Here is a 21,147-nt window from a genome sequence, read left to right on the forward strand (position 1 = left end):
GTTGAAGCTGTAATGTAAAAGATTTATTATCACAATCATAAAAACTTTGAATTGCTAACATGGTAGGTCGATGATAAAATGATAGAACTAATTAGATTCATCAGTAGATCCGACGTGTTTTTCAAGTCAAGCTAGTGCATAATTATTGAAAAGCATTCGCATTCGGCGGACCGTACCGCCTTGAATACGTCACATGTTTTGTCCTCCAATCCTCGTAGTTTTTTCTTTGAGTTACCTCTTGTTGCCACTGTCTTCTATTCGGTCGCCTGTATTTCAGGCCAGCATGACTTTATAACAGAAAGGTTGCGTTCCATGAGACAGACAGGTTTACCACCCAAACAGGGATTATACGATCCCCAATTCGAGAAAGACGCCTGCGGCATGGGCTTTGTTGCTCACATCAAGGGAAAACCATCGCACGATATCGTAAGTCAGGCTTTGACCATGCTCGTCAATATGGAGCACCGGGGCGGTCAGGGAAGTGAACCGAACTCCGGTGACGGAGCGGGGATTATGATTCAGGTGCCGCATCAGTTTTTTCAAGAGGAAGCGGAGCGACTGGGCTTCAAGCTGCCAAAGGCCGGACATTACGGCGTGGGTATGCTTTTTGTATCCAATGATCCAAAGGTTCGTGAAGTTCATGAGCAGAAGCTGAGAGATATTATCGTAGATGAGGGTCAGAACTGTCTGGGCTTCCGTGATGTTCCGACCTATGACGAAATGCTGGGCAAATCGGCGAAAGCGGCCAAACCGGGCGTACGTCAGGTGTTCATCGGTCGCAGCAGCGATTTGAACGAAGAGCTGGATTTTGAACGGAAACTGTATGTTATTCGCAAACGGGCGGAGCTTGCCATTCGCTATAACGAAGAGGACCAGAACCGTGAGTCGTTTTATATCCCAAGTTTGTCATGCCGCAAAGTGGTGTACAAGGGTATGCTTACAACCGAGCAGGTAGGCAAATTTTATCTGGATTTGCAGGATGAGCGGGTGACATCGGCGATTGCGCTGATCCATTCCCGTTTCAGTACCAACACGTTCCCGAGCTGGGATCGTGCGCATCCTTATCGTTTTATGATTCACAACGGTGAAATTAACACGATGCGCGGCAACGTGAACTGGATGCATGCACGTCAGGCCCAGTTTGAAAGTGAAGCGTTTGGCGAAGATATCGGCAAGGTAAAACCGGTCATTAACCCGGATGGCTCAGATACAGCCATGTTTGATAATACGCTGGAATTTCTGTATCTAAGTGGACGTTCCCTGCCTCATGTAGCCATGATGATGGTGCCGGAGCCTTGGAACAAGCACGAGACGATGGACGGGAAGAAACGGGCATTTTATGAGTATCACAGCACGATGATGGAGCCATGGGACGGACCGGCTGCGATGGCGTTTACAGACGGTGTTCAGATCGGGGCGATTCTGGATCGTAATGGCCTGCGTCCTGCACGTTACTATGTAACCAAGGATGACCTGATCGCGTTGTCTTCAGAAGCGGGTGTACTCGATATTGCTCCTGAAAATGTACTGTACAAGGATCGTCTTCGTCCGGGACGGATGCTGCTGGTCGATACCCAGGAGGGCCGCATCATTTCCGACGAAGAGTTGAAGGAGCGTATCGCTTCCGAGGAGCCTTACCAGGAATGGCTGGATGAGCATCTGGTCAATCTGGATGAGTTGCCGGAAGCGCTGGAGCAGCCGGAGCCAAAGCATGAGAATGTGAACCAGCTTCAGCTCGCTTTTGGCTATACGTTTGAAGAGCTGCGCAAGATACTGGAGCCGATGGCGCTCACAGGTGCGGAACCGATTGGCTCGATGGGGTATGACGCTCCACTGGCGGTGCTGTCTGACCGTCCGCAGCGTTTGTACAACTATTTTAAACAAATGTTTGCGCAAGTCACGAATCCGCCGATTGATGCCATTCGGGAAGAGATTGTAACGTCCACGGCAACTACGATTGGACCTGAGCGCAATCTGCTGCATCCAGAACCGGAAAGCTGCCGTCAGATTCGTCTGGATTCACCGGTGCTGTCGAATGAGGAATTTGCCAAAATTCGTCACGTACACCGTCCAGGCTTTAAGTCGATGACGATTCCGATCTTCTTTGAAGCGAAGGAGGGCGCAGAAGGCTTGCGTAAGGCACTCGAAGGACTGTTTGAGGCGGCTGATCGTGTCATTGACAAGGGTCATAACATCCTGATTCTGTCCGACCGTGGAGTGGATGCAGAGAATGCAGCCATTCCGGCGTTGCTGGCTGTCTCCAGCCTGCATCACCACTTGATCAAGCAGGGTACACGCACACGTGTAAGTATTTTGCTGGAGTCCGGTGAGCCGAGGGATATTCATCATTACGCGGTGCTGCTTGGTTACGGCGTGAGTGCGGTTAATCCGTATCTGGCTTTCGAAACGCTGGATGTCATGATTCAGCAGGGCTTGCTGCGCGGTGTCTCGCATGAAAAAGCAATTAAAAATTATATTAAAGCGGCCACTAAGGGTGTCGTTAAAATATTGTCCAAAATGGGTATTTCCACGATTCAGTCGTACCGTGGAGCACAAATTTTTGAGGCCGTAGGTCTCCAACAGGATTTCGTTGATCGCTACTTCACCTGGACACCTTCCCGCATTGGCGGTATCGGTCTGGAGGAAGTCACGGTGGAAGCGCTGGCTCACCACAATCGTGCTTTTACTGACAAGGACGGTAACGACAAGGTGCTGGATTCAGGTGGCGAATATCAATGGCGTAACGATGGAGAAGAGCATTTGTTTAATCCGCAGACGGTACATTTGCTCCAGCAGTCGGTTCGCTCGGGGGACTATAAGCTGTACAAGAAATACGCCAAGCTGGTGCAGGGTGAAACGGAACAGCATTTGACGATCCGCTCCATGCTTCAGTTGAAGCCTGCGGGTAAGTCTGTGCCACTGGAAGAAGTGGAATCTGCTGCATCGATTATGCGTCGTTTTAAGACGGGGGCTATGTCCTTCGGCTCAATCAGTCAGGAAGCGCATGAGGATATGGCGATTGCGATGAACCGTATCGGCGGCAAGAGCAACACAGGTGAAGGTGGGGAAAACCCTGCACGTTTCATTCCGGATGCCAATGGCGATTCTCGCCGCAGCTCGATCAAGCAGGTGGCATCAGGTCGATTTGGTGTAACGTCGAATTATTTGGTGAACGCTGACGAAATTCAGATCAAAATGGCGCAAGGCGCGAAGCCGGGCGAAGGCGGACAGCTGCCAGGACGCAAGGTGTATCCTTGGGTGGCTGAGGTACGTGGTTCTACGCCGGGCGTGGGACTGATTTCGCCGCCACCGCATCACGATATTTATTCTATCGAGGATTTGGCAGAGCTGATCTACGATCTCAAAAACGCCAACCCGCGTGCTGACATTAACGTGAAGCTGGTGTCAGAGGTGGGCGTAGGTACGATTGCAACAGGAGTGGCTAAAGGCCGTGCTGACATTATTCTGGTCAGCGGCTATGACGGAGGTACAGGGGCTTCTCCGCAAGGCTCCATTCGCCATGCGGGTATGCCTTGGGAGCTGGGTCTGGCCGAAACGCATCAGACGCTGATGCTGAACAACCTGCGCGACCGTGTAGTGCTGGAGACAGACGGCAAGATGCTGTCCGGCCGCGATCTGGTGGTAGCTGCCCTGCTGGGTGCAGAAGAATATGGCTTCTCTACAGCGCCGCTTGTGGCGTTAGGCTGTATTATGATGCGGGTATGCCAAATGGACACCTGTCCGGTTGGTGTGGCTACACAGAATCCGGAGCTGCGCAAAAATTATATGGGCGATCCTGCCCATGTGGTGAATTTTATGCGTTTCATCGCAGAAGATGTCCGCGAAATTATGGCGGAGCTGGGCTTCCGCACGATTCAGGAAATGATCGGACGTACGGACTGTCTGGATACCGTGAACGCCGATTCGCACTGGAAGAAGAAAGGCGTCGATCTGAGCTTGCTGCTGCATGTTCCTGAGCTGGAAGACGGCAGTGTACGTTACCGCGTACAACGCCAAAACCACGGGCTGGAAGAAACACTCGATATGCAGAGGCTCGTACCGATGGCTGCTGGGGCGTTGGAGAACGGAACAGCTGTAGAGGCCACCATGCCTATAACGAACGTGAATCGGGCCGTAGGCACGATTCTGGGCAGCGAGGTCACCCGCAAGTACGGAGCGGCGGGTTTGCCTGAGGATACGATTCGCTTTAACTTCATCGGATCAGCAGGTCAGAGCTTCGGAGCTTTTATTCCGAAGGGCATCACGCTGAGCGTTGAAGGCGACAGCAATGACTATGTAGGTAAAGGGCTATCCGGTGGTAAGGTTATTGTGAAGAAATCTCACAAAGCGACCTTTAAGGCAGAAGAGAACATTATTATCGGAAATACGGCTTTGTATGGAGCGACCAGCGGGGAAGCTTATATTAGCGGAATTGCAGGAGAGCGCTTTGCCGTTCGGAACTCCGGCGCACGTATCGTCGTCGAGGGTGTCGGCGATCATGGCTGTGAGTATATGACAGGCGGACGTGTAGCTGTACTTGGCGAGACTGGACGTAATTTTGGAGCCGGGATGTCTGGAGGCATTGCATACGTCTATGACCCTCAGGGGACGTTCCTGAGCCGTTGTAACCTGGAAATGGTGTTGCTGGAAGGCGTGGAAGACCCTGCGGAAGCAGCGGATCTGCGCGGTCTGATTCAGCGCCACGTCACGTACACAGGCAGTGAAGCTGGACAACGTATTTTGGATGACTGGCAGACTGCGATTCAGCAGTTTGTACGGGTGATTCCAAAGGATTACAAGCGTATGGTAGAACAGATACAAAAAGAAGAGGCGACCGGCTTGAGCGGGGATGAGGCTCTGCTGGCTGCATTTGAAGCCAATATGCGTGAACTGGCGCGTGCCGGGGGTTAATGAAGCCCCTCACCAAATTCACTAAAAAAGGACTTGCTGAATACCGTTGTTAAGATCACGGTAGTACCAGCAAGTCCCTTTTTTAGTTCCTTGAAAACATGATTTATGTCCTTGACAAACGTTATAGTTTCTGACATTACCCCCAAAATGTTTTCCTGAAACGGTAAATATGTTATAAAAAGTGTCATTTTTTTTGGAATGTAACCGTTTACGTTAGAGTTTATGTCTTGTTATTTATTTTTGGATTGGTTATGATTTTTTTAGAGTACACATGCAAATCTAGTATGCCCATCGTCACTTCAAAACACAGAATAGGGTGACAGGATGAAGTTGAAGAAGTCAGCAGAAGACCAAATGATTTTTTTGTACAGGTATGTATCAGTATCTTTAACGTCGCTTGTATTTCTGTTCGAATCATCCGGATTAATCGTGTGGCAGAAGTTATTACTCATTGTGTTTCTATTTTTATCTGTTACATTATTTACGTGGATTTACCGCAAGTACAGACTTCATGATATGGTACTGAAATGTTGCATTGCTCTGGAAACCGCAGGGATCATTTTGTTGCTGCTCCCGACGGGAGGGATGGATAGTCCGTTCAAATGGTATGTGATTACTCCTATGTTGGTGGCTTGTGCTCATCTTTCTATGAGGTACAGTTGGACGCTCCTTCTTTCCTATATCGGCCTGGTACTCACATTTTGTTATATCTTTTTTACACCAGGTCAATATTTTTTGTGGGATATGGTGTTACAAAATGCGAATTTATTTCTGGTGCTGATTGTGACCACGATGGCGATGCAGGTGATCGGTGTCATGAAGAATGAGTTGAAGATGGCGAAGGAGCAAGCTAATGAGACGATGGAGCATATTAAGTCGATTTACCACATCATGGAGACGACCAGCCACAACGAGGCATTGAATCTGGGGCAGGTCATCTCGGACTACACGGTTAAGCTGACGAAGCAGAGCCGCGCGTTTTTCTGGTTGGACAGTCAGGAGGAGGATGCGCCGGAGAGCAGTCAGACAGGTTGGACGGTGGAGGAAGAGGAGCAGCTATTCGAGGAGCTGGGGAATTATCGTGAGGAATTCAGGGAAGAGCGGGAGCCATTTTTCAGGCATCTGCCGGAATGGGGCGATTTTCTCATGATCACGGTACCGATGACGACTCGTTTTGTAGCGACCATCGGACTCAAGCTGGGCCCGGATCAAAGTCTGACGGGAAGGCGCTGGCTCGTTCAGCAACTGATATTCCTCGCTGAGCTGAGCGCCGTGTTTTTGGAGCGCTATGAGCTGGAGCGTATCGAAAATCAGTTGATTGTGACGAATGAGCAGAACCGGATTGCGAATGAAATGCATGATAATGTATCACAGAGTCTTTTTGGCATTGTGTACGCGACGCATTCACTTCGGCAGACATGGCATGATCAGTCGAAGGAGCAGGTGGAGGAACAAATTGAGCTGATTCAGCAATCCGCCAATCAGGCAGTAAGAGAGCTAAAAGGGGCCATTCATAGCTTAAGCTCGAAAAAGAGCGGGGGCCCGACTTGGTTAGGAACAGTGAAAAGCCATCTGCATACGCTGTCCAAGCTGAATCATGTACAGATTGACTTTGATATTCATGGGGATCATTTTTCACTGCCGTACTTGTATCAAAAGGCTTTATTTCGTATCATATCCGAAGCCGCAGGTAACGCAATCCGGCATGGGCTGGCGAAACGGATTGATGTAAAGTTAAAATTGACGCCCCAAGTGATTAGACTGTCTATTCATGATGATGGTGTAGGGTTCGAGACGGGGAGAATGGTTGCAGGGGGTGAGGTGGTCAGCGCAGGCAGTGGCCTGGGCATGATGAATATGGAATATTTAGCTCAATCAATGGGAGGTGAATTTGATATTTCTAGTCGAATCGGTGAGGGAACACAGATCCGATTGTCCATTCCGGTAAATGCTTATGAATAAAGATGTGTGAACATCCTGCAATACAAAAAATCTGCGGTAACAATCGGATACATAGGGATTATGCAAATCCTGAACTGTAGACAGGAGGCCGAATCATGAAAATTGTCATTGTCGATGATCATCCTTTAGTACGGAAAGGACTCGCTGCGGTTATATCCATGCAGCCCAATGTTCAGTTTGCGGGAGAGGCCCAGAATCAACAGGAAGCACTTCTGGTTATCGAGGAAACCGACCCGGATCTGGTGCTGCTGGACTTGAAGCTTGCCGACGAATCAGGTCTGGATATTATCAAAATAGCACGCGGACGCGGGTTCAGAAGCAAATTTATCTTGCTGACATCCTCGGCCACACGAGAAGACTTCCTGAAAGCGGAGGAAGCTTCTGTGGACGGCTACGTACTCAAGGAGGCTTTGCCTGAGGAACTAATTTACGCGATTCATCTTGTCAACAAAGGACGCAAATATTATGATCCTGCTATTCTGGAGAACAAGCTGCGGGAGGATGCTGGCAATCTGACAGACGACCTGACACCTAAGGAAAAGGAAGTATTGGTCGAGCTGGGACAGGGAGCCTGCAACCGTGAAATTGCATCCCGGTTATTCATCAGCGAATTTACAGTCAAAAAGCATGTCAGTCAGATTTTGGCCAAGCTGCGGCTGGCGGATCGGACGCAGGCAGCGTTGTATGCCAATGCGATTGGGCTGGCGAAGTACGAGCCAAGGACATCTAGCGTGTGAACCGCTGAAGGAGGTGGCGATGGAATGCCTGTCCGACTGGACAGTGCGCCCATGTAGCTTTCCAGTTCAGTTTATATACCGAGTAACAGAAGAAGCCTCAAAATCACCAGCTTCGGTGGTTTTGGGGCTTTTTTTCGATTTATTTTTCCATAATCAACTAAGACTGGTACAAAAGTATACCATGCCGTAGCCAAAAGTATACAAACTCATCCCCCTGTAGTGATGGAGAAAGTGCCGTCCGGTTCCATGTCGTTCCCACAGCAGCTTGTTACAATTAGATCATCATTAAAATAAGAAGAAAAATAGTATGGGAGGGAGGATTTTTGTGGAGAAAACCATTTTGGATTATCTGGTCCTAATCAAAAAAAGATTGTGGCTGATTGCGATTTTTGTCATTCTCTCATGCGTAACGACTTACTTTGTGAGCGACAATGTCGTGAAACCGGTCTATTCCGCCTCAAGTCAGCTGCTGGTTAACCATATTTCCGGTAAGCAGGGAAGCAACAATCTGAACGACGTCAACACAAGTCTTAATTTGGTGGAAAGCTACAAGCAAATTCTCACTTCACCCAAAATTATGGAGGCTGTCGTAACGGCTCATCCCGAATTCGGCTTGACGCAGCAAAAGCTGGCAGAAAAGCTACAGGTCAAAACCTCGGATAAAAGTCAGGTCATCGGCTTGACGTTTGAGGCAGGGAGTTATCCACAGGCCGCCGCTGTTGTCAATGCGGTAACCCAGAAATTCGTGCAGACGGTTCCGGGACTGATGGAATTGAATAATGTGAAAATCTTGAATGAGGCGGACCCGCGGGCCAATCCTGACCCGATCAATGGCAATCCGCTCATGAATATTGCGATTAGCTTTCTCGTATCGCTGATGATTGCACTGGGCACGATTGTGTTTCTGGAAAGCATCAACGGTACGCTGCGCACGGATAAAGAGGCAGATGCGGACATCGGTATTCCGGTGATTGCATCCATCCCGGTCATTCGTAAGAAGGACATCGACGGCGCAGCCGGAAATTCCAAAGAACGGGTAGGGGAGCGTAAATATGCTGCGATTGAATGACATGTTGATTACAGAAAGCAACCCTTCATCGTATGTCTCGGAATCCTTCCGTTCCCTCCGTACATACATTCGGCAGCAGGTCATCACGCAGACGGACCGCGGGACGGTTCTGCTGCTGACCTCGCCAGAAAGTGGAGCGGGCAAAACAACGCTGCTCGCCAACATCGGCGTTTCCTTTGCACAAGAAGGCAGGAGGGTGGCTCTGGTGGATTGCAATCTCCATACACCAGCGTTGCACGAGATATTCGGATTGGAGAATACCGGAGGTTTAACGGCTTATTTGCGCGGTGGAGCTGCTTCCAAGTCCATCGTCAGACATGGCGTGCCGGAGCTGTCTATTATTCCCGGCGGAGACACCTTGTACAATGCGGCTGACTTGCTCGGCAGTGAACGCATGGTGGAGCTGCTTGAGGAGCTAAAACGCGAATATGACATCATACTGCTCGACTCGGCTCCGGCGCTGAACTACACGGATGCCCGGCTGGTCGCAAGCTTGACGGATGGTGTGATTCTCGTCGCCAGACACGCCCGGACCAAACGGGAAGATTTACGCAAAACAAAGCAACTCATGGATCAGGCCGGTGCGACACTGGTTGGAATTGTGATGAATCAGGTGAAGTAAGCAACACCAAAATTCGATGAAGCAAGGAGAATGAGTGCGATGACGAAAAGAGTGAAAAAGGCCATTATTCCAGCAGCAGGGTTGGGTACGCGCTTCCTTCCTGCGACCAAGGCAATGCCTAAGGAAATGCTTCCGATTATCAATAAGCCCACAATTCAATATATCGTGGAAGAAGCAATTGCTTCCGGTATTGAGGACATTATTATCGTAACGGGCAAAGGCAAGCGTGCGATTGAGGATCACTTTGACAACGCATTTGAGTTGGAATCGAAGCTGCTGGAGGACGGCAAGCTGAAGCTTCTGGAAGAGGTTCAGCGTTCTTCGGGAGTAGAAATTCACTACATTCGCCAGAAAGAACCCAAAGGTCTGGGACATGCGGTATGGTGCGCAAGGCGCTTTATCGGGGACGAGCCGTTTGGCGTACTGCTGGGTGATGATATCGTAACAGGTCAGAAGCCTTGCCTGCGTCAGCTGATGGATCAGTATGAGGAAACTCAAAATTCCGTCATCGGTGTACAGCGGGTACCGCAGGAATTCACGAATCGCTACGGCATCATTGAACCGGATCAACAGGACGGACGTCTGTATCGGGTAAATAATTTTATAGAAAAACCGGCTCCAGGCACAGCGCCTTCCGATCTGGCTATTATGGGCCGTTATGTATTCTCACCTAAAATTTTCAAATATCTTGATCTTCAGGAAAAAGGGGCGGGCGGCGAAATCCAGTTGACCGATGCCATCCAAAAGCTGAATCAAAGCGAGCGCGTGTACGCCTACGATTTTGAAGGAACACGCTACGACGTGGGTGAGCGTCTTGGTTATATTTTGACCACACTTGAATTTGCACTTGCTAGCGATGATTTGAAGTATCCGGTTATAGAGGCCATGCACGAGTGGCTGAAAAAGACCGAGAAAGCAACCACGGCAGGTTGAGAGGGGGTACGTCAGCATGAGCATGGAAAATTTACCGGAGGACGGCGAGGCTGTCATGTCAGGTAAAGCGTTTTACATGCCATACGGAAATACACAAATTCAGGATAAAACGTCTTACCTGGTAACCAAGCGATTGCTCGACATGTTGCTGTCTTTCGTGGGTTTGATCGTATTACTGCCGCTTTTTATCGTGGTGGGTGTTTTGATCAGGCTCGAGGATCCGAAGGGAAGCGTGTTTTTCAAGCAAATTCGGGTGGGCAAGAACGAGAAGCTATTCAACATGTATAAATTCCGTTCGATGGTGTCCAATGCCGAGGAGCTAAAAAAGGACTTGATGGAGCTGAATGAAGTGAGCGGCGCCATGTTCAAAATTAAAAACGATCCGCGGATTACGAAGATTGGCAGCTTTTTGCGCAAGACGAGTATTGATGAGATTCCGCAGCTGTGGAATGTGCTGGTCGGGGATATGACGTTAGTGGGTCCGCGTCCGCCATTGCCGAGCGAGGTTGAGCAATACTCCGATTATGACAAGCAACGCCTGATTGTCACACCGGGATGTACCGGCTACTGGCAGGTGAGCGCACGTAACAGTGTAGGCTTCGAAGAAATGGTGCAGATGGATTTGAAGTATATCCATGTTCGGAATACGTGGCTCGATCTGAAAATCATCATGAAAACAGGCATTAAAATGCTGTTCTCCAAGGATGCTTACTGATGGATGCATTCAAGCGGTGTCCCGCAGTGTCCGTCGTTATTTGCACCTATAACCGGGCGGACCTGCTGGAAAAAACGCTAATGTCCCTGCTGGAGCTGAACGACCTTGCGCTGGCTGAGATCATTGTGGTCGATAATCGCTCCACCGATCATACGGCGGCGACGATCAAAAGATTTAATGTCGAGCACGGTCAGGATATTCACCTTCGGTATCATTTTGAGCGCGAGCAAGGGTTATCAGCCGCTCGTAATGCGGGCATTACGTTATCGAGGGCAGAAGTCATTGCTTTTCTGGATGATGATGCGATCCCGTGTGTTACATGGCTGCAAACGATTATGTCGACCTTCGGGAACAATCCCGAGCTGACGGCCATGGGCGGGAAGATAGATCCTTTGTTTGAAACGGAACGACCGGGCTGGCTGACAGGGCCGCTTGAGCTGCCTTACACGATTATTGACTTGGGAAAAGCCATCCGCGAATATCCGGCGGGACTGAATCCGTTCGGAGCGAATATGGCCATGCGCAAAACGGCTTTTGCTGCCGTGATGTTCCCGCTTCATTTGGGAAGAAAGGGAGACATTCTCTTATCTGGTGAAGAGTCGTGGGTATTCGAGCAGATTCGTAAAAATGGCGGAACGATCATGTATCATCCTCACATGGCTGTGAAGCATTTTGTTCCGGCTGCACGGTTGACGAAGGAATGGATCATGAATCGTTACTACTGTCAGGGCATGTCTCACGCAGTTCAGGCCGCAGGCCTGCACGGCAACGTGATGCTGATGGCGAAGACGGCAGCCAAATGGCTATACAACACGGTGGACTCCCTGCTGGCACGTACTGAGGGCAGAAAGCTGTTAAACCGGTGCAGATTTGAAAGTATACGGGGAACCCTGGATACGCTGCGCAACCGGAAAAGCGAGTCAGCTGCGGGGTGAAGATTGATCATGAGCAACTATCCTTGGACTTCGAGAATAAACACAATACAGCATGTTTTCATTTTTCTTCTGGGCGCTCTTGCTGTAGGAATTGCGGCTACTTATCAGCCGGTGGCCAGCATTGCGGCGGTATGCTTACTGCTTCTGCTGGCCGTTTCTATCCATCATCCGGAGCGCATCAGCTACGCAGTTCTGCTGAGCACGGCGGTATCGGTGGATTCCTTGTATCAGGGTGGCGTATTCGGTATCGAGATTTTGTCATTATACAAATTGGGGATTTTGGCCTTGCTGGTACCGTGCATGCTCGTTTACGGCATACGCCTTAAATTTAGCTATCCGATCTGGGCATTGGTGATCATGCTGGGGATTACATTTGGATTTTCAGCATGGCTGCCTACGCTGACGAACTCGATTGCAGTGAAGGCGTTCGTCGGACTATCGTTGCCCTTCTTTTTTTTACTGATCCAGTGGAAGAAGGAGGTGGCGGAAAAGCATATCCGGTTGATCAGCCTGCTGCCGATCATTAGTGTGGTCGTTGGACTCGGTTTACAGGTCGTAGGGCTGCATTCGTTTACCGATGTGGAATTTACGGGAGCAGTGAGAGTACAGGGGGCGAACATTCCGCCGCATCTGGCGATGCTCTCCTTTCTCGGGATTGCCGTCTCGCTGATTGAGGTCAAACGCAAGCCGCAGCAAGCTGCCTTTTATTATACAGTGCTGGCGCTGAATTTTTTGATTCTGATTGCCACCGGCACACGCGGCCCGATTCTGGCACTGTTGCTCATGTTTGCTGTGTATCTGTTCGATATCGCCAGGCAGTATCTCAAGGGGAAAGTCAATTATTTGCTACCGCTGGCCGGATCGTTTTTGATTGCTCTGGGGGCGGTGGCCCTGCAATGGAACAATTTAAAAAAACGCTCCTTCGAGCGGGAGACCGATACGGGAATTGACCTGTCGGGACGCTCGGAGGCATGGGAATATTTCTTAAACAGAGTACAGGATTATCCGTGGTCAGGCAGGGGTCTTGGCGCGGTGACGGTTGCGAACGACGGGACGTTATTCAAAGGCTTTGTCGTGCCGCATAACGAGTATATTCGCTTTTATTTTGACACGGGATATATCGGCTGTGGGTTATTGATGCTTTCATTGCTGGTCGTGTTCGTTCTCATTTACCGGTCGCTTGCCAAGCCAATCAAACCTTATTTTGCAAGCTTGATTGCGGGCTTTCTGATTTATTCGTTTTCAGATAACACGTTGTCGACGGTTCAGATGATTATTCCATTTTGCTGGTATTTGAACGCTTTATACCAGACATCTACTCAAACCGATTTTCGCAAAGAGAAGTGATACGATGAGCAGAGTGAACATGTTCGATGTCAACTTTGATAATTATGATTTTAACGATCTACTCGAATTTATAGATACTTCTATTGAGCATCAGCGTCATTCCTACATTTTAACCTGTAATGTCGATCATGTGATCAAGCTTCGCAAGGATGATGAATTCCGCAAGGTATATTCCGATGCAGGAGCTGTGGTGGCCGATGGAATGCCCATTATATGGGCGTCCAGATTGCTGAAAAAGCCCCTCAAGCAAAAGGTGTCAGGCTCCGATCTGTTCACCCGGCTGGGGGAGGCTTTTGAGGATCGAGGCTATCGGTTGTTTTTTCTGGGGGCGGCGGACGGTATTCCCGAGAAGGCGATGCTCAATCTTCAGGAGTTGTACCCAAACATGAATATAGTGGGCTGCTACTCTCCTTCCTATGGCTTTGAGAAAAATGAGGAAGAGAACAGACACATTGTCCAATTGCTGCAAGAGGCTCGTCCGGACATCGTTTTTGTCGGCGTAGGCGCACCTAAACAGGAAAAATGGATTTACAGATATTACGAGACATATCGCGCTCCGATTTCGATAGGGGTAGGAGCTACGTTTGATTTTCTGTCGGGAAATGTGAAACGTGCCCCGGAGCTGATGCAGAAGACGGGATTTGAATGGTTTTGGCGGTTGTCTCAGGAGCCTAAACGTTTGTGGAAAAGGTACTTGATTGAGGATTCCCAGTTTCTCGTTCTGCTGTTTAAGGAAATATTCAAGCGGAACCGGGTGAAGGGAGGTCAGGGGTGAGAAATATGACTCGGCTGGCAGATCAGCAGATTTCCGTTTGGTTAGGAAATCGGCGTGGAATCGGCATGATCGGCATGGGAGTGCTGGCTTGTATGCTACCACTCGCCATCGGATTTGTCAGCGCCAAGATGAATCCCACCATGAGCCAGCAGGGAGCCATATTGCTGGCACTCGTTTTTCCAGCCTTTTTGCTGGCGATCATCCAATCGCGGATGCTGATTCCGTACACACTGATGGTGTGGGCAGTAGGACCGGAAATCCGGCGCATTGCAGACTGGCTGGAGGGAACATATCACTCGGTGTCCTTATTGAGCTTGGCACCGTTGCTGGTCAGCAGCATGTTGATTATTCCCGTGCTGCGTGGCATTCATCAGGCGGAAAAGCCATTAACCCGAATTGCTGTTTTTTTTGGTATTGAATTGGCCTACGGAAGTGTAGTCGGCTTGTTCAAAAATGGTATCGTTTTTGCTTATGATTTGGCCAACTATGTGATTCCTTTGCTATTGCTGCCTTATTTTGCGATTAAGCCCATGAAAGCGAAGGAGCTGGACCGTCTGCTGTATTCCTATGCCAACATTGCCGTTCTCGTGGCGATTTACGGCATTATTCAGTATTTGACGGTGCCTCCATGGGATGCGTTTTGGATGAATAACGTAGAGATGAATTCCATTGGTATACCAGAGCCGCTTCAAATCAGAGTTTTCTCATTGATGAACTCGCCTGGTCCCTGTGCTATTTTCCTGGCAATGGCGCTTGTACCCATGCTGATGGAAAAACGGTGGCGCGGCACCTTGGGATGGATCGGAATCCTGCTGACGGTCGTTTGTCTTTTGATCACGCTGGTACGTTCAGCCTGGTTGATTGCATTCGTTATGCTACTGGCATATATCCTCACTTCATCCTCCAAGGGAAAGTGGAAAACCTTGTTTCAACTTGCTGTCGTTGGCCTCCTTCTCTACATCATTGTTCCGAAGCTGCCGGGAGCAGAAGGTCTGGTGGCCCGTATGCAAACGTTGACGGATATTCAACAGGATCATTCGTACAATGAACGCCTGGATCTGTTGCATACGATGCTTCCGGCCATTGTCGGTAATCCGGTAGGGCAGGGGATCGGGAGTGTAGGAATTGGAACCAAGCTAGATAACGGCGGCGATCTCGGTGAACTTGGGATTATGGATAATGGCTATATTGCCATTTTTCTCACCTTCGGTATTTTCGGAGCATTCTTTTTCTTCGGTGGTCTGTTCGTTATCGTCAAGCGCCTCCTTGTCCGCATTGCCGAGCGAGATTCCAGCCAGCCTTATATTAGACTGGCGTTGGCTACGTGGGCCGGAGCTGTAGCCAGTCTCATATCGGATAACGGTTTTCCCGGTATGCGCGGCTATCTGATCTGGATGATGATCGGTATAGGACTGTGGGCGAAAGATGTCATCGTGGAAAGAAGGTAAAGGCTGTGCAAAACTTACAAACATTATCCGCACCTGTCCGGACACTATGGTCCACGGTGGTTCGCTTTGCCAAAAGCAAGGATAGCAGCTCGGCAGCAGTCAAAACGATGATATTCAGCATGCTGATTCTCGTCGTGAACATGCTGACTGGCGTGCTCACGGCCCGATTCCTGGGTCCTACCGGACGCGGGGAACAGACCGCGATGGTGAACTGGTCCCAATTTCTCGCCTTCTGCATGAGCTTCGGTGTCCCGTCTGCGTTGATTTACAATGCGAAAAAGAACCCGGAGGAAACAGGCAAGCTGTATGGCCTCGCCTTGCTACTGGCGACGATGTTCGGGGGCTTGGCGACACTCATCGGCGTGTTCCTGATTCCTTATTGGCTGCGTTCCTTTTCTTCATCGGTCATACTGTTCGCGCAATGCTCCATGATGATGTGTCCGCTTATCGCGATCTCGCAGATCAATAATGCATTGCTTCAGGTCCGGTCGGAATACAAGCAGTACAATTTGTTCCGGTATCTGGTGCCGCTAAGTACGCTGCTGGGTCTGGCGATCCTGATCCTGACGGGTCATATGAATCCGTACACCTCAGCCCTGGCCTATTTGCTGCCAGGCTTGCCGATTTATATCGGTGTCACGATTCGAATGGTTCGGCTGTACAAACCGAAGGTGAAGAACAGCTGGACGCAATTCAAAAATCTCTTTACCTACGGTATGGGTTCATACGGCAACGATCTCATGGGGCAGGTTTCTACTTACATTGATCAGATCCTGATTGCGGGTCTGCTCAGACCGGCTGATCTCGGTTTATATGCAGTAGCGGTCAGCTTGGCCCGGATGGTGAATGTATTTTCAACCTCGATTATCGTCGTGCTCTTTCCCAAAGCCTCTGGGTTAAACAAGGAGGACGCGGTTGCAATAACATTCCGGGCGTTTCGAGTGACTTCAACAGCAACGATTCTGGCTGCCATGATGCTGATGCTGATTGCTCCGTTCGTATTTACATTGCTATATGGTCAGGAGTTTAAACAAGCGCTTACGGTGTTCCGGTTATTGGTGCTTGAGGTTGCTATCAGCGGAGGAACCATGGTGCTGGCACAGCAATTCATGGCGCTGGGTAAGCCCAAGCTGGTTACCATCCTACAGGGTGTCGGATTGGCGCTCGTCGTACCATTGTTGTCTATACTCGTTCCGAAGTATGGCTTGACGGGTGCAGGGATAGCAATGCTGTCTTCGGGGATTCTACGGTTCGTTTTCATTTTATGCAATGTTAAATTCGTTCTGAAAATGAAAATTCCGAGACTGCTTATTTCCAAACAAGATATTCAATGGCTCCGATCAACGATGTCACACTACATCCGGAAAAAGCCAGCTAACGGTTAGATAAAGAAGGAGGCACCCCCTAATGAACCACATGTCTAGCGTTCCCGCGGACAACCGGATATCCGTAGTTATTATCGCTCAGGATGATGGCACTCGAATCACAGCCGCCATTAAATCCTGCAAGCCCTTTGCGGACGATATCGTCGTCATTGACGGAGGGAGCAAGGACAATACGATTCAGGTAGCTGAATCATTGGGCTGTCGGGTGTTTTCCAACCCATGGCCCGGCTATGCGAAGCAGCGCATGTTTGGTGTTGAACAAGCCGAATTTGATTGGATTTTCCTGATTGATACGGACGAGGTGGTAGATGCGGAGCTTCTTGGAGATTTGTTGAAGGTCAAGGAAGCACTCCATGATCCGGCCAAAGCATATTCTGTGTTTCGAATTGGTGATTTTTTGGGCAAATGGATGAACAAAGGCGAGCATTTGGTTCGTCTGTACAATCGGCGTATTTACGGCATTACGAATAGTCTTGTTCATGAAATGCCGGATGTAGCCTCTTCCCAGATCATTAAACTGGAGGGTGTGTTATGGCACTACGGCTTCCGCAGTATCAGTGATCATATGACCCGTTTTAACAAGTATACGGACCTTGAAGCAGAGACGGCCTTTAATAAAGGCAGATCCTTTCGGATTTCCAGGCTGTTGTTGCGCCCTCCAGCCCGCTTTGTGCAGAAGTATTTTGTCCAAGGCTTATACCGTAAGGGCTTGGCCGGTTTTGCAGTAGCCGTCTTTTGGGTGATGTACGAGTTTCTGGTCTGCTTCAAGCATTATGAGCTGACGAAGCGGCGAAAAAAAATAGAAATTGTGGAAGACGGACAGACCGAGCAGAAAGGAGAAACCAGCTATGTCGTACAATAACGGATTTCGCATTGCAGCAACAGGGCTTAGCTGGCCGTCCTTGCAGCCCGGCGGATTAAACACGTACTTCAAATCCATCTGTGAGCAACTGGCGGAACAAAATACGCTGGATGCTTTAATCTGTAGCGATGAGAAGCCGCAAGTACCTGAAAATATCCGAATTCATTCGATTGGCAGCAAGCAGCAATCCATCTGGAAGCGTCGAGAGCTGATGCAAAAATATGCAGCAACGCTGTTCGACAAGCAGCCGATAGATGTGCTGTACTCCCATTTTGCCCCCTATGGTGTCGGCCCGGCGCTGGAGGCGAAAAAACGGGGAATTCCGGTAGTCACCACCTTCCACGGCCCATGGACGGAGGAAATGAAGATTGAAGGGCAAGGCCTCAAGCATCTGCTGAAAACAACGTTGGCCAAATCCATTGAAATGAAGGCTTATGGTCTGGCGGACAAATTTGTAGTGCTGAGCGAAACCTTTCGGGATATTCTGCATGAGCATTATAAGGTTCCACTCAGCAAAATCCATATCATTCCCGGTGCGGCGAATGTAGAGAGGTTCCATCCGGCAGAGGATCGGGGGACGGTGCGGGAACGGCTGAATTTGCCACAGAATGCGACGATTGTGCTGACCGTCCGTCGTCTTGTTAACCGAATGGGACTGCTACAGCTGCTGGAAGCATGGCGGCGGGTAATTGATCGTCATCCTGATCATCTGCTGCTGATCGGGGGGAAGGGACCTCTAATGGAGGAACTGGCTTCCAAGGTGGTAGAATACAATCTTCATAATCATGTAAGATTGCTTGGATATGTATCGGATGAGGAACTCCCCCTGTATCATCAGGCATCGAATATGTTCGTGGTGCCGACACAGGCACTGGAGGGCTTCGGCCTGATTACGGTGGAGGCGATGGCCTCGGGTTTGCCAGTGATGGCGACTCGTGTAGGCGGCAACAGGGAAATTTTAAGTGGATTCCGTCCGGAGCTGTTGTTCCGGGGAACGGACAGCGAAGCCATTGCGGAAGGACTGCTGCGTGTGCTGGATAACCGCGAAGCCCTTCCCGACGCACGGGAATGCAGGGACCATGTCCTGAGCAAATATACGTGGGGACATGTGGCGGAGCAGGTGGAAGATGTGTTCCGGCAGGTCCTTGACAGAAAGGCGGCTGCAAAATGCTGAGAATAGCTTATATTGACCACACGGCAAGATGGAGCGGTGGCGAAGTCGCGTTGTATAACATACTGACGAACATCGGGGAACATATCGACCCGCTCGTGATTTTGGCGGAGGAAGGCGATTTGGCCGATCGTCTTCGGCAGCGCAACATTGATGTGCGTATCGTTCCGCTGGATGATTCCATTCGCAATCGGGGGCGGAATGCCGTCAATCTGGGTGCGCCTGCGGCAGCCTACCGGCTGTTGGCTTATGGGAAAAAGCTTGCGCCTTTGCTGCGCGAGGAAAAGGTCGTGTGTGTTCACACAAACTCGCTCAAGTCGGCGTTCTACGGCGCAGTAGCCGCGAAGTCAGCGAAGGTGCCATTGATCTGGCATATCCGTGACCATATCGGTCCGCCGTACCTGAAGCCGATTGTGGCCAAAGGCATACGGCTGATGTCCCGCTTTTTGCCTAACGGCGTCATTGCCAATTCCAAGTCCACGCTGAGTGCGCTGGAGCTGCCCCCGGACAAAAAGACACTCGTCGTCTACTCGGCATTTGCCAAAGCGATTACGGCTCGTGATGTGACCGCAAATTCACGTGACGATGACTCGTTTAATGTCGTGTTGGTCGGCAGACTGGCAGAGTGGAAGGGACAGCACATTTTACTGGAAGCGGCGCGCTCTTTTTTACCGGATAAGCGTGTGAAATTTTGGCTGGCTGGAGATGCGCTCTTCGGCGAAGAGGAATACAAACGCCGTCTGGAATCCACGATGCGCGAATACGGATTAGACAACGTCAATTTACTTGGACACGTCGATGACATTCAGGGCCTGATGCAGCGTTGTGATCTGCTGATTCACACCTCCATCACACCGGAGCCGTTCGGGCAGGTCATTATTGAAGGCATGGCCGCAGGGCTGCCGGTGATTGCTTCGAATGAGGGTGGACCCAGGGAAACCGTCGTACCGAACGAAACCGGACTACTTATTGAACCGGGTGATCCGGCCAAGCTGGAAGAAGCCATCCGCTGGATGCTGGAGCATCCGCAGGAACGCCAGCACATGGGCGATAAAGGAATGGAACGGGTCAGGAAGCATTTTGTTATCGAGAACACGGTTAAGGATATAGTTCATTACTATAAGGGTTTGTTGGCAGGAGTCTGACCGACATTCGCGTTAAAGGATGATTCAGATGAAAATAGCGATAGCACACGATTACTTAATCCAAATGGGCGGAGCGGAAAGGGTGGTAGAGGTATTCCACGATATGTACCCGGAGGCTCCAATCTTCACAACGGTGTTCAGCGACGACCGCCTGTCGAATAACTTGAAGGATGCAGATATTAGAGCCACCTGGCTACAGCACATCCCGGGAGTGAAGGACAATTTCAAAGGAGTGCTTCCGCTGTACCCCATCGCTATCCGTGATTTTGATTTTAGGGATTTCGACATTGTTTTAAGCTCTAGCAGCGCATTTATGAAAAGCATCCAGGTACCTAAACATACGTTTCACATTTGTTACTGTCACACACCGATGCGGTTTGCCTGGGATTACGATACATATATGGCCCGGCAGTCCAAATCCAACCTGCTCAAAAGCATGCTAAAGCTGTACATGAATCGGTTGAAAACATGGGATGCCAAAACTTCTCGCAATGTAAACCAATTTGTTGCCAATTCCTCGGTCGTCCAACGGAGAATTCTGCACTATTACCAACGGGAGTCGGATGTCATTTTCCCTCCTGTGAATACCTCCCGTTTCCAACGCGCTACAAGCATCGGAGACTATTACCTGATCGTATCCCGGTTAGTGTCCTACAAGCGCGTGGATCTGGCGATTGAAGCATTCAAGCGCAATGGTCTCAAGCTGCGCATTGTCGGTGAAGGACCGGATCGTAAAAGACTGGAAGGCATGGCCTCCCCGAACATTGAGTTTCTTGGCAGACTTGAAGACGAAGAGGTCAACAAGCTGATGGCAGAATGCCGGGCGCTCGTTTTTCCGGGGGAAGAGGATTTCGGTATCACGCCTCTGGAGGCGAACGCAGCCGGACGGCCTGTTATCGCTTATCAGGGCGGGGGAGCGCTGGATACCATCGTTCCTCATGTGAATGGTGTATTTTTCCGCAGACATCAGGTAGAGGATGTGCTGGAGGCGGTTGCCAAGGTCGAGCAGCATGCATGGGATGTGGACGGTATCATTAGCCATGCACGCAAATTTGATGAAGATACATTCAAGGATCATTTCAAAAAGTATATAGAGCAAGCCTATGTGAACTTTCTAAAAGGAGGATGAA

At 49.9% G+C, this 21,147-nt stretch carries 16 protein-coding genes; all 16 read left to right on the top strand.

The window, feature by feature from the left end; genetic code table 11:
- Nucleotides 1–312: 312 nt before the first annotated feature.
- The 16 genes from gltB (at nt 313) to ACIFQM_RS09385 (ending at nt 21,146) form a co-directional block, all read left to right on the top strand.
- Nucleotides 313–4,911, top strand: coding sequence for a glutamate synthase large subunit (gltB, locus tag ACIFQM_RS09310; RefSeq protein ID WP_430065342.1), 4,599 nt, complete (start codon nt 313–315; stop codon nt 4,909–4,911).
- 324 nt (nt 4,912–5,235) lie between these two features.
- Nucleotides 5,236–6,873, top strand: a complete 1,638-nt coding sequence (locus tag ACIFQM_RS09315; RefSeq protein WP_430037231.1) for a sensor histidine kinase — start codon at nt 5,236–5,238, stop codon at nt 6,871–6,873.
- Between the two features lie 95 nt (nt 6,874–6,968).
- Nucleotides 6,969–7,610 carry a response regulator gene (locus ACIFQM_RS09320; RefSeq protein WP_430037233.1) on the top strand — a complete coding sequence of 214 codons (642 nt, stop codon included), beginning with the start codon at nt 6,969–6,971 and terminating at the stop codon, nt 7,608–7,610.
- A 325-nt stretch (nt 7,611–7,935) separates the two neighbouring features.
- On the top strand, nt 7,936–8,679 hold the full coding sequence (locus ACIFQM_RS09325; protein ID WP_430065344.1) for a YveK family protein: 744 nt from the start codon (nt 7,936–7,938) through the stop codon (nt 8,677–8,679).
- Nucleotides 8,663–9,301, top strand: a complete 639-nt coding sequence (locus tag ACIFQM_RS09330; protein ID WP_430037238.1) for a CpsD/CapB family tyrosine-protein kinase — start codon at nt 8,663–8,665, stop codon at nt 9,299–9,301. The genes ACIFQM_RS09325 and ACIFQM_RS09330 overlap by 17 nt, the downstream gene beginning before the upstream one ends.
- A gap of 39 nt (nt 9,302–9,340) precedes the next feature.
- On the top strand, nt 9,341–10,234 hold the full coding sequence (gene galU, locus ACIFQM_RS09335; protein WP_014280252.1) for a UTP--glucose-1-phosphate uridylyltransferase GalU: 894 nt from the start codon (nt 9,341–9,343) through the stop codon (nt 10,232–10,234).
- A gap of 16 nt (nt 10,235–10,250) precedes the next feature.
- Nucleotides 10,251–10,949: a sugar transferase gene (locus ACIFQM_RS09340; protein WP_430037240.1), complete on the top strand. Its 699-nt coding sequence runs from the start codon at nt 10,251–10,253 to the stop codon at nt 10,947–10,949.
- Nucleotides 10,949–11,884, top strand: coding sequence for a glycosyltransferase (locus tag ACIFQM_RS09345; RefSeq protein WP_430045709.1), 936 nt, complete (start codon nt 10,949–10,951; stop codon nt 11,882–11,884). The genes ACIFQM_RS09340 and ACIFQM_RS09345 overlap by 1 nt, the downstream gene beginning before the upstream one ends.
- Nucleotides 11,885–11,893: 9 nt before the next feature.
- Entirely contained in the window at nt 11,894–13,231 is a 1,338-nt protein-coding gene (locus ACIFQM_RS09350; protein WP_430037245.1) for an O-antigen ligase family protein, read from the top strand.
- A gap of 4 nt (nt 13,232–13,235) precedes the next feature.
- Nucleotides 13,236–14,006, top strand: a complete 771-nt coding sequence (locus tag ACIFQM_RS09355; RefSeq protein WP_430037246.1) for a WecB/TagA/CpsF family glycosyltransferase — start codon at nt 13,236–13,238, stop codon at nt 14,004–14,006.
- A 5-nt stretch (nt 14,007–14,011) separates the two neighbouring features.
- The gene (locus ACIFQM_RS09360) at nt 14,012–15,454 is read left to right on the top strand and encodes an O-antigen ligase family protein (RefSeq protein ID WP_430065381.1); all 1,443 of its coding nucleotides are present in this window, start codon (nt 14,012–14,014) and stop codon (nt 15,452–15,454) included.
- A gap of 5 nt (nt 15,455–15,459) precedes the next feature.
- Entirely contained in the window at nt 15,460–16,839 is a 1,380-nt protein-coding gene (locus ACIFQM_RS09365; protein ID WP_430037249.1) for a lipopolysaccharide biosynthesis protein, read from the top strand.
- 22 nt (nt 16,840–16,861) lie between these two features.
- The gene (locus ACIFQM_RS09370; protein WP_430065346.1) at nt 16,862–17,701 is read left to right on the top strand and encodes a glycosyltransferase family 2 protein; all 840 of its coding nucleotides are present in this window, start codon (nt 16,862–16,864) and stop codon (nt 17,699–17,701) included.
- Nucleotides 17,688–18,875, top strand: coding sequence for a glycosyltransferase family 4 protein (locus ACIFQM_RS09375; RefSeq protein ID WP_430065349.1), 1,188 nt, complete (start codon nt 17,688–17,690; stop codon nt 18,873–18,875). Before ACIFQM_RS09370 ends, ACIFQM_RS09375 begins: the two co-directional genes overlap by 14 nt.
- On the top strand, nt 18,869–20,017 hold the full coding sequence (locus ACIFQM_RS09380; protein ID WP_430037258.1) for a glycosyltransferase family 4 protein: 1,149 nt from the start codon (nt 18,869–18,871) through the stop codon (nt 20,015–20,017). Before ACIFQM_RS09375 ends, ACIFQM_RS09380 begins: the two co-directional genes overlap by 7 nt.
- 28 nt (nt 20,018–20,045) lie before the next feature.
- Entirely contained in the window at nt 20,046–21,146 is a 1,101-nt protein-coding gene (locus tag ACIFQM_RS09385) for a glycosyltransferase (RefSeq protein ID WP_430037261.1), read from the top strand.
- Nucleotide 21,147: the final 1 nt, after the last annotated feature.

Source organism: Paenibacillus sp. NRS-1782, from assembly GCF_050467685.1.
Lineage (GTDB): Bacteria > Bacillota > Bacilli > Paenibacillales > Paenibacillaceae > Paenibacillus > Paenibacillus terrae_A.

Bases quoted from the DNA above. Each gene is read 5' to 3' on its own strand.
- ACIFQM_RS09350 (WP_430037245.1), top strand. From the start codon at position 11,894: ATGAGCAACTATCCTTGGACTTCGAGAATAAACACAATACAGCATGTT.
- ACIFQM_RS09330 (WP_430037238.1), top strand. From the start codon at position 8,663: ATGCTGCGATTGAATGACATGTTGATTACAGAAAGCAACCCTTCATCG.
- ACIFQM_RS09340 (WP_430037240.1), top strand. From the start codon at position 10,251: ATGAGCATGGAAAATTTACCGGAGGACGGCGAGGCTGTCATGTCAGGT.
- ACIFQM_RS09380 (WP_430037258.1), top strand. From the start codon at position 18,869: ATGCTGAGAATAGCTTATATTGACCACACGGCAAGATGGAGCGGTGGC.
- ACIFQM_RS09370 (WP_430065346.1), top strand. From the start codon at position 16,862: ATGAACCACATGTCTAGCGTTCCCGCGGACAACCGGATATCCGTAGTT.
- gltB (WP_430065342.1), top strand. From the start codon at position 313: ATGAGACAGACAGGTTTACCACCCAAACAGGGATTATACGATCCCCAA.
- ACIFQM_RS09345 (WP_430045709.1), top strand. From the start codon at position 10,949: ATGGATGCATTCAAGCGGTGTCCCGCAGTGTCCGTCGTTATTTGCACC.
- ACIFQM_RS09375 (WP_430065349.1), top strand. From the start codon at position 17,688: ATGTCGTACAATAACGGATTTCGCATTGCAGCAACAGGGCTTAGCTGG.
- galU (WP_014280252.1), top strand. From the start codon at position 9,341: ATGACGAAAAGAGTGAAAAAGGCCATTATTCCAGCAGCAGGGTTGGGT.
- ACIFQM_RS09360 (WP_430065381.1), top strand. From the start codon at position 14,012: ATGACTCGGCTGGCAGATCAGCAGATTTCCGTTTGGTTAGGAAATCGG.
- ACIFQM_RS09355 (WP_430037246.1), top strand. From the start codon at position 13,236: ATGAGCAGAGTGAACATGTTCGATGTCAACTTTGATAATTATGATTTT.
- ACIFQM_RS09315 (WP_430037231.1), top strand. From the start codon at position 5,236: ATGAAGTTGAAGAAGTCAGCAGAAGACCAAATGATTTTTTTGTACAGG.
- ACIFQM_RS09320 (WP_430037233.1), top strand. From the start codon at position 6,969: ATGAAAATTGTCATTGTCGATGATCATCCTTTAGTACGGAAAGGACTC.
- ACIFQM_RS09385 (WP_430037261.1), top strand. From the start codon at position 20,046: ATGAAAATAGCGATAGCACACGATTACTTAATCCAAATGGGCGGAGCG.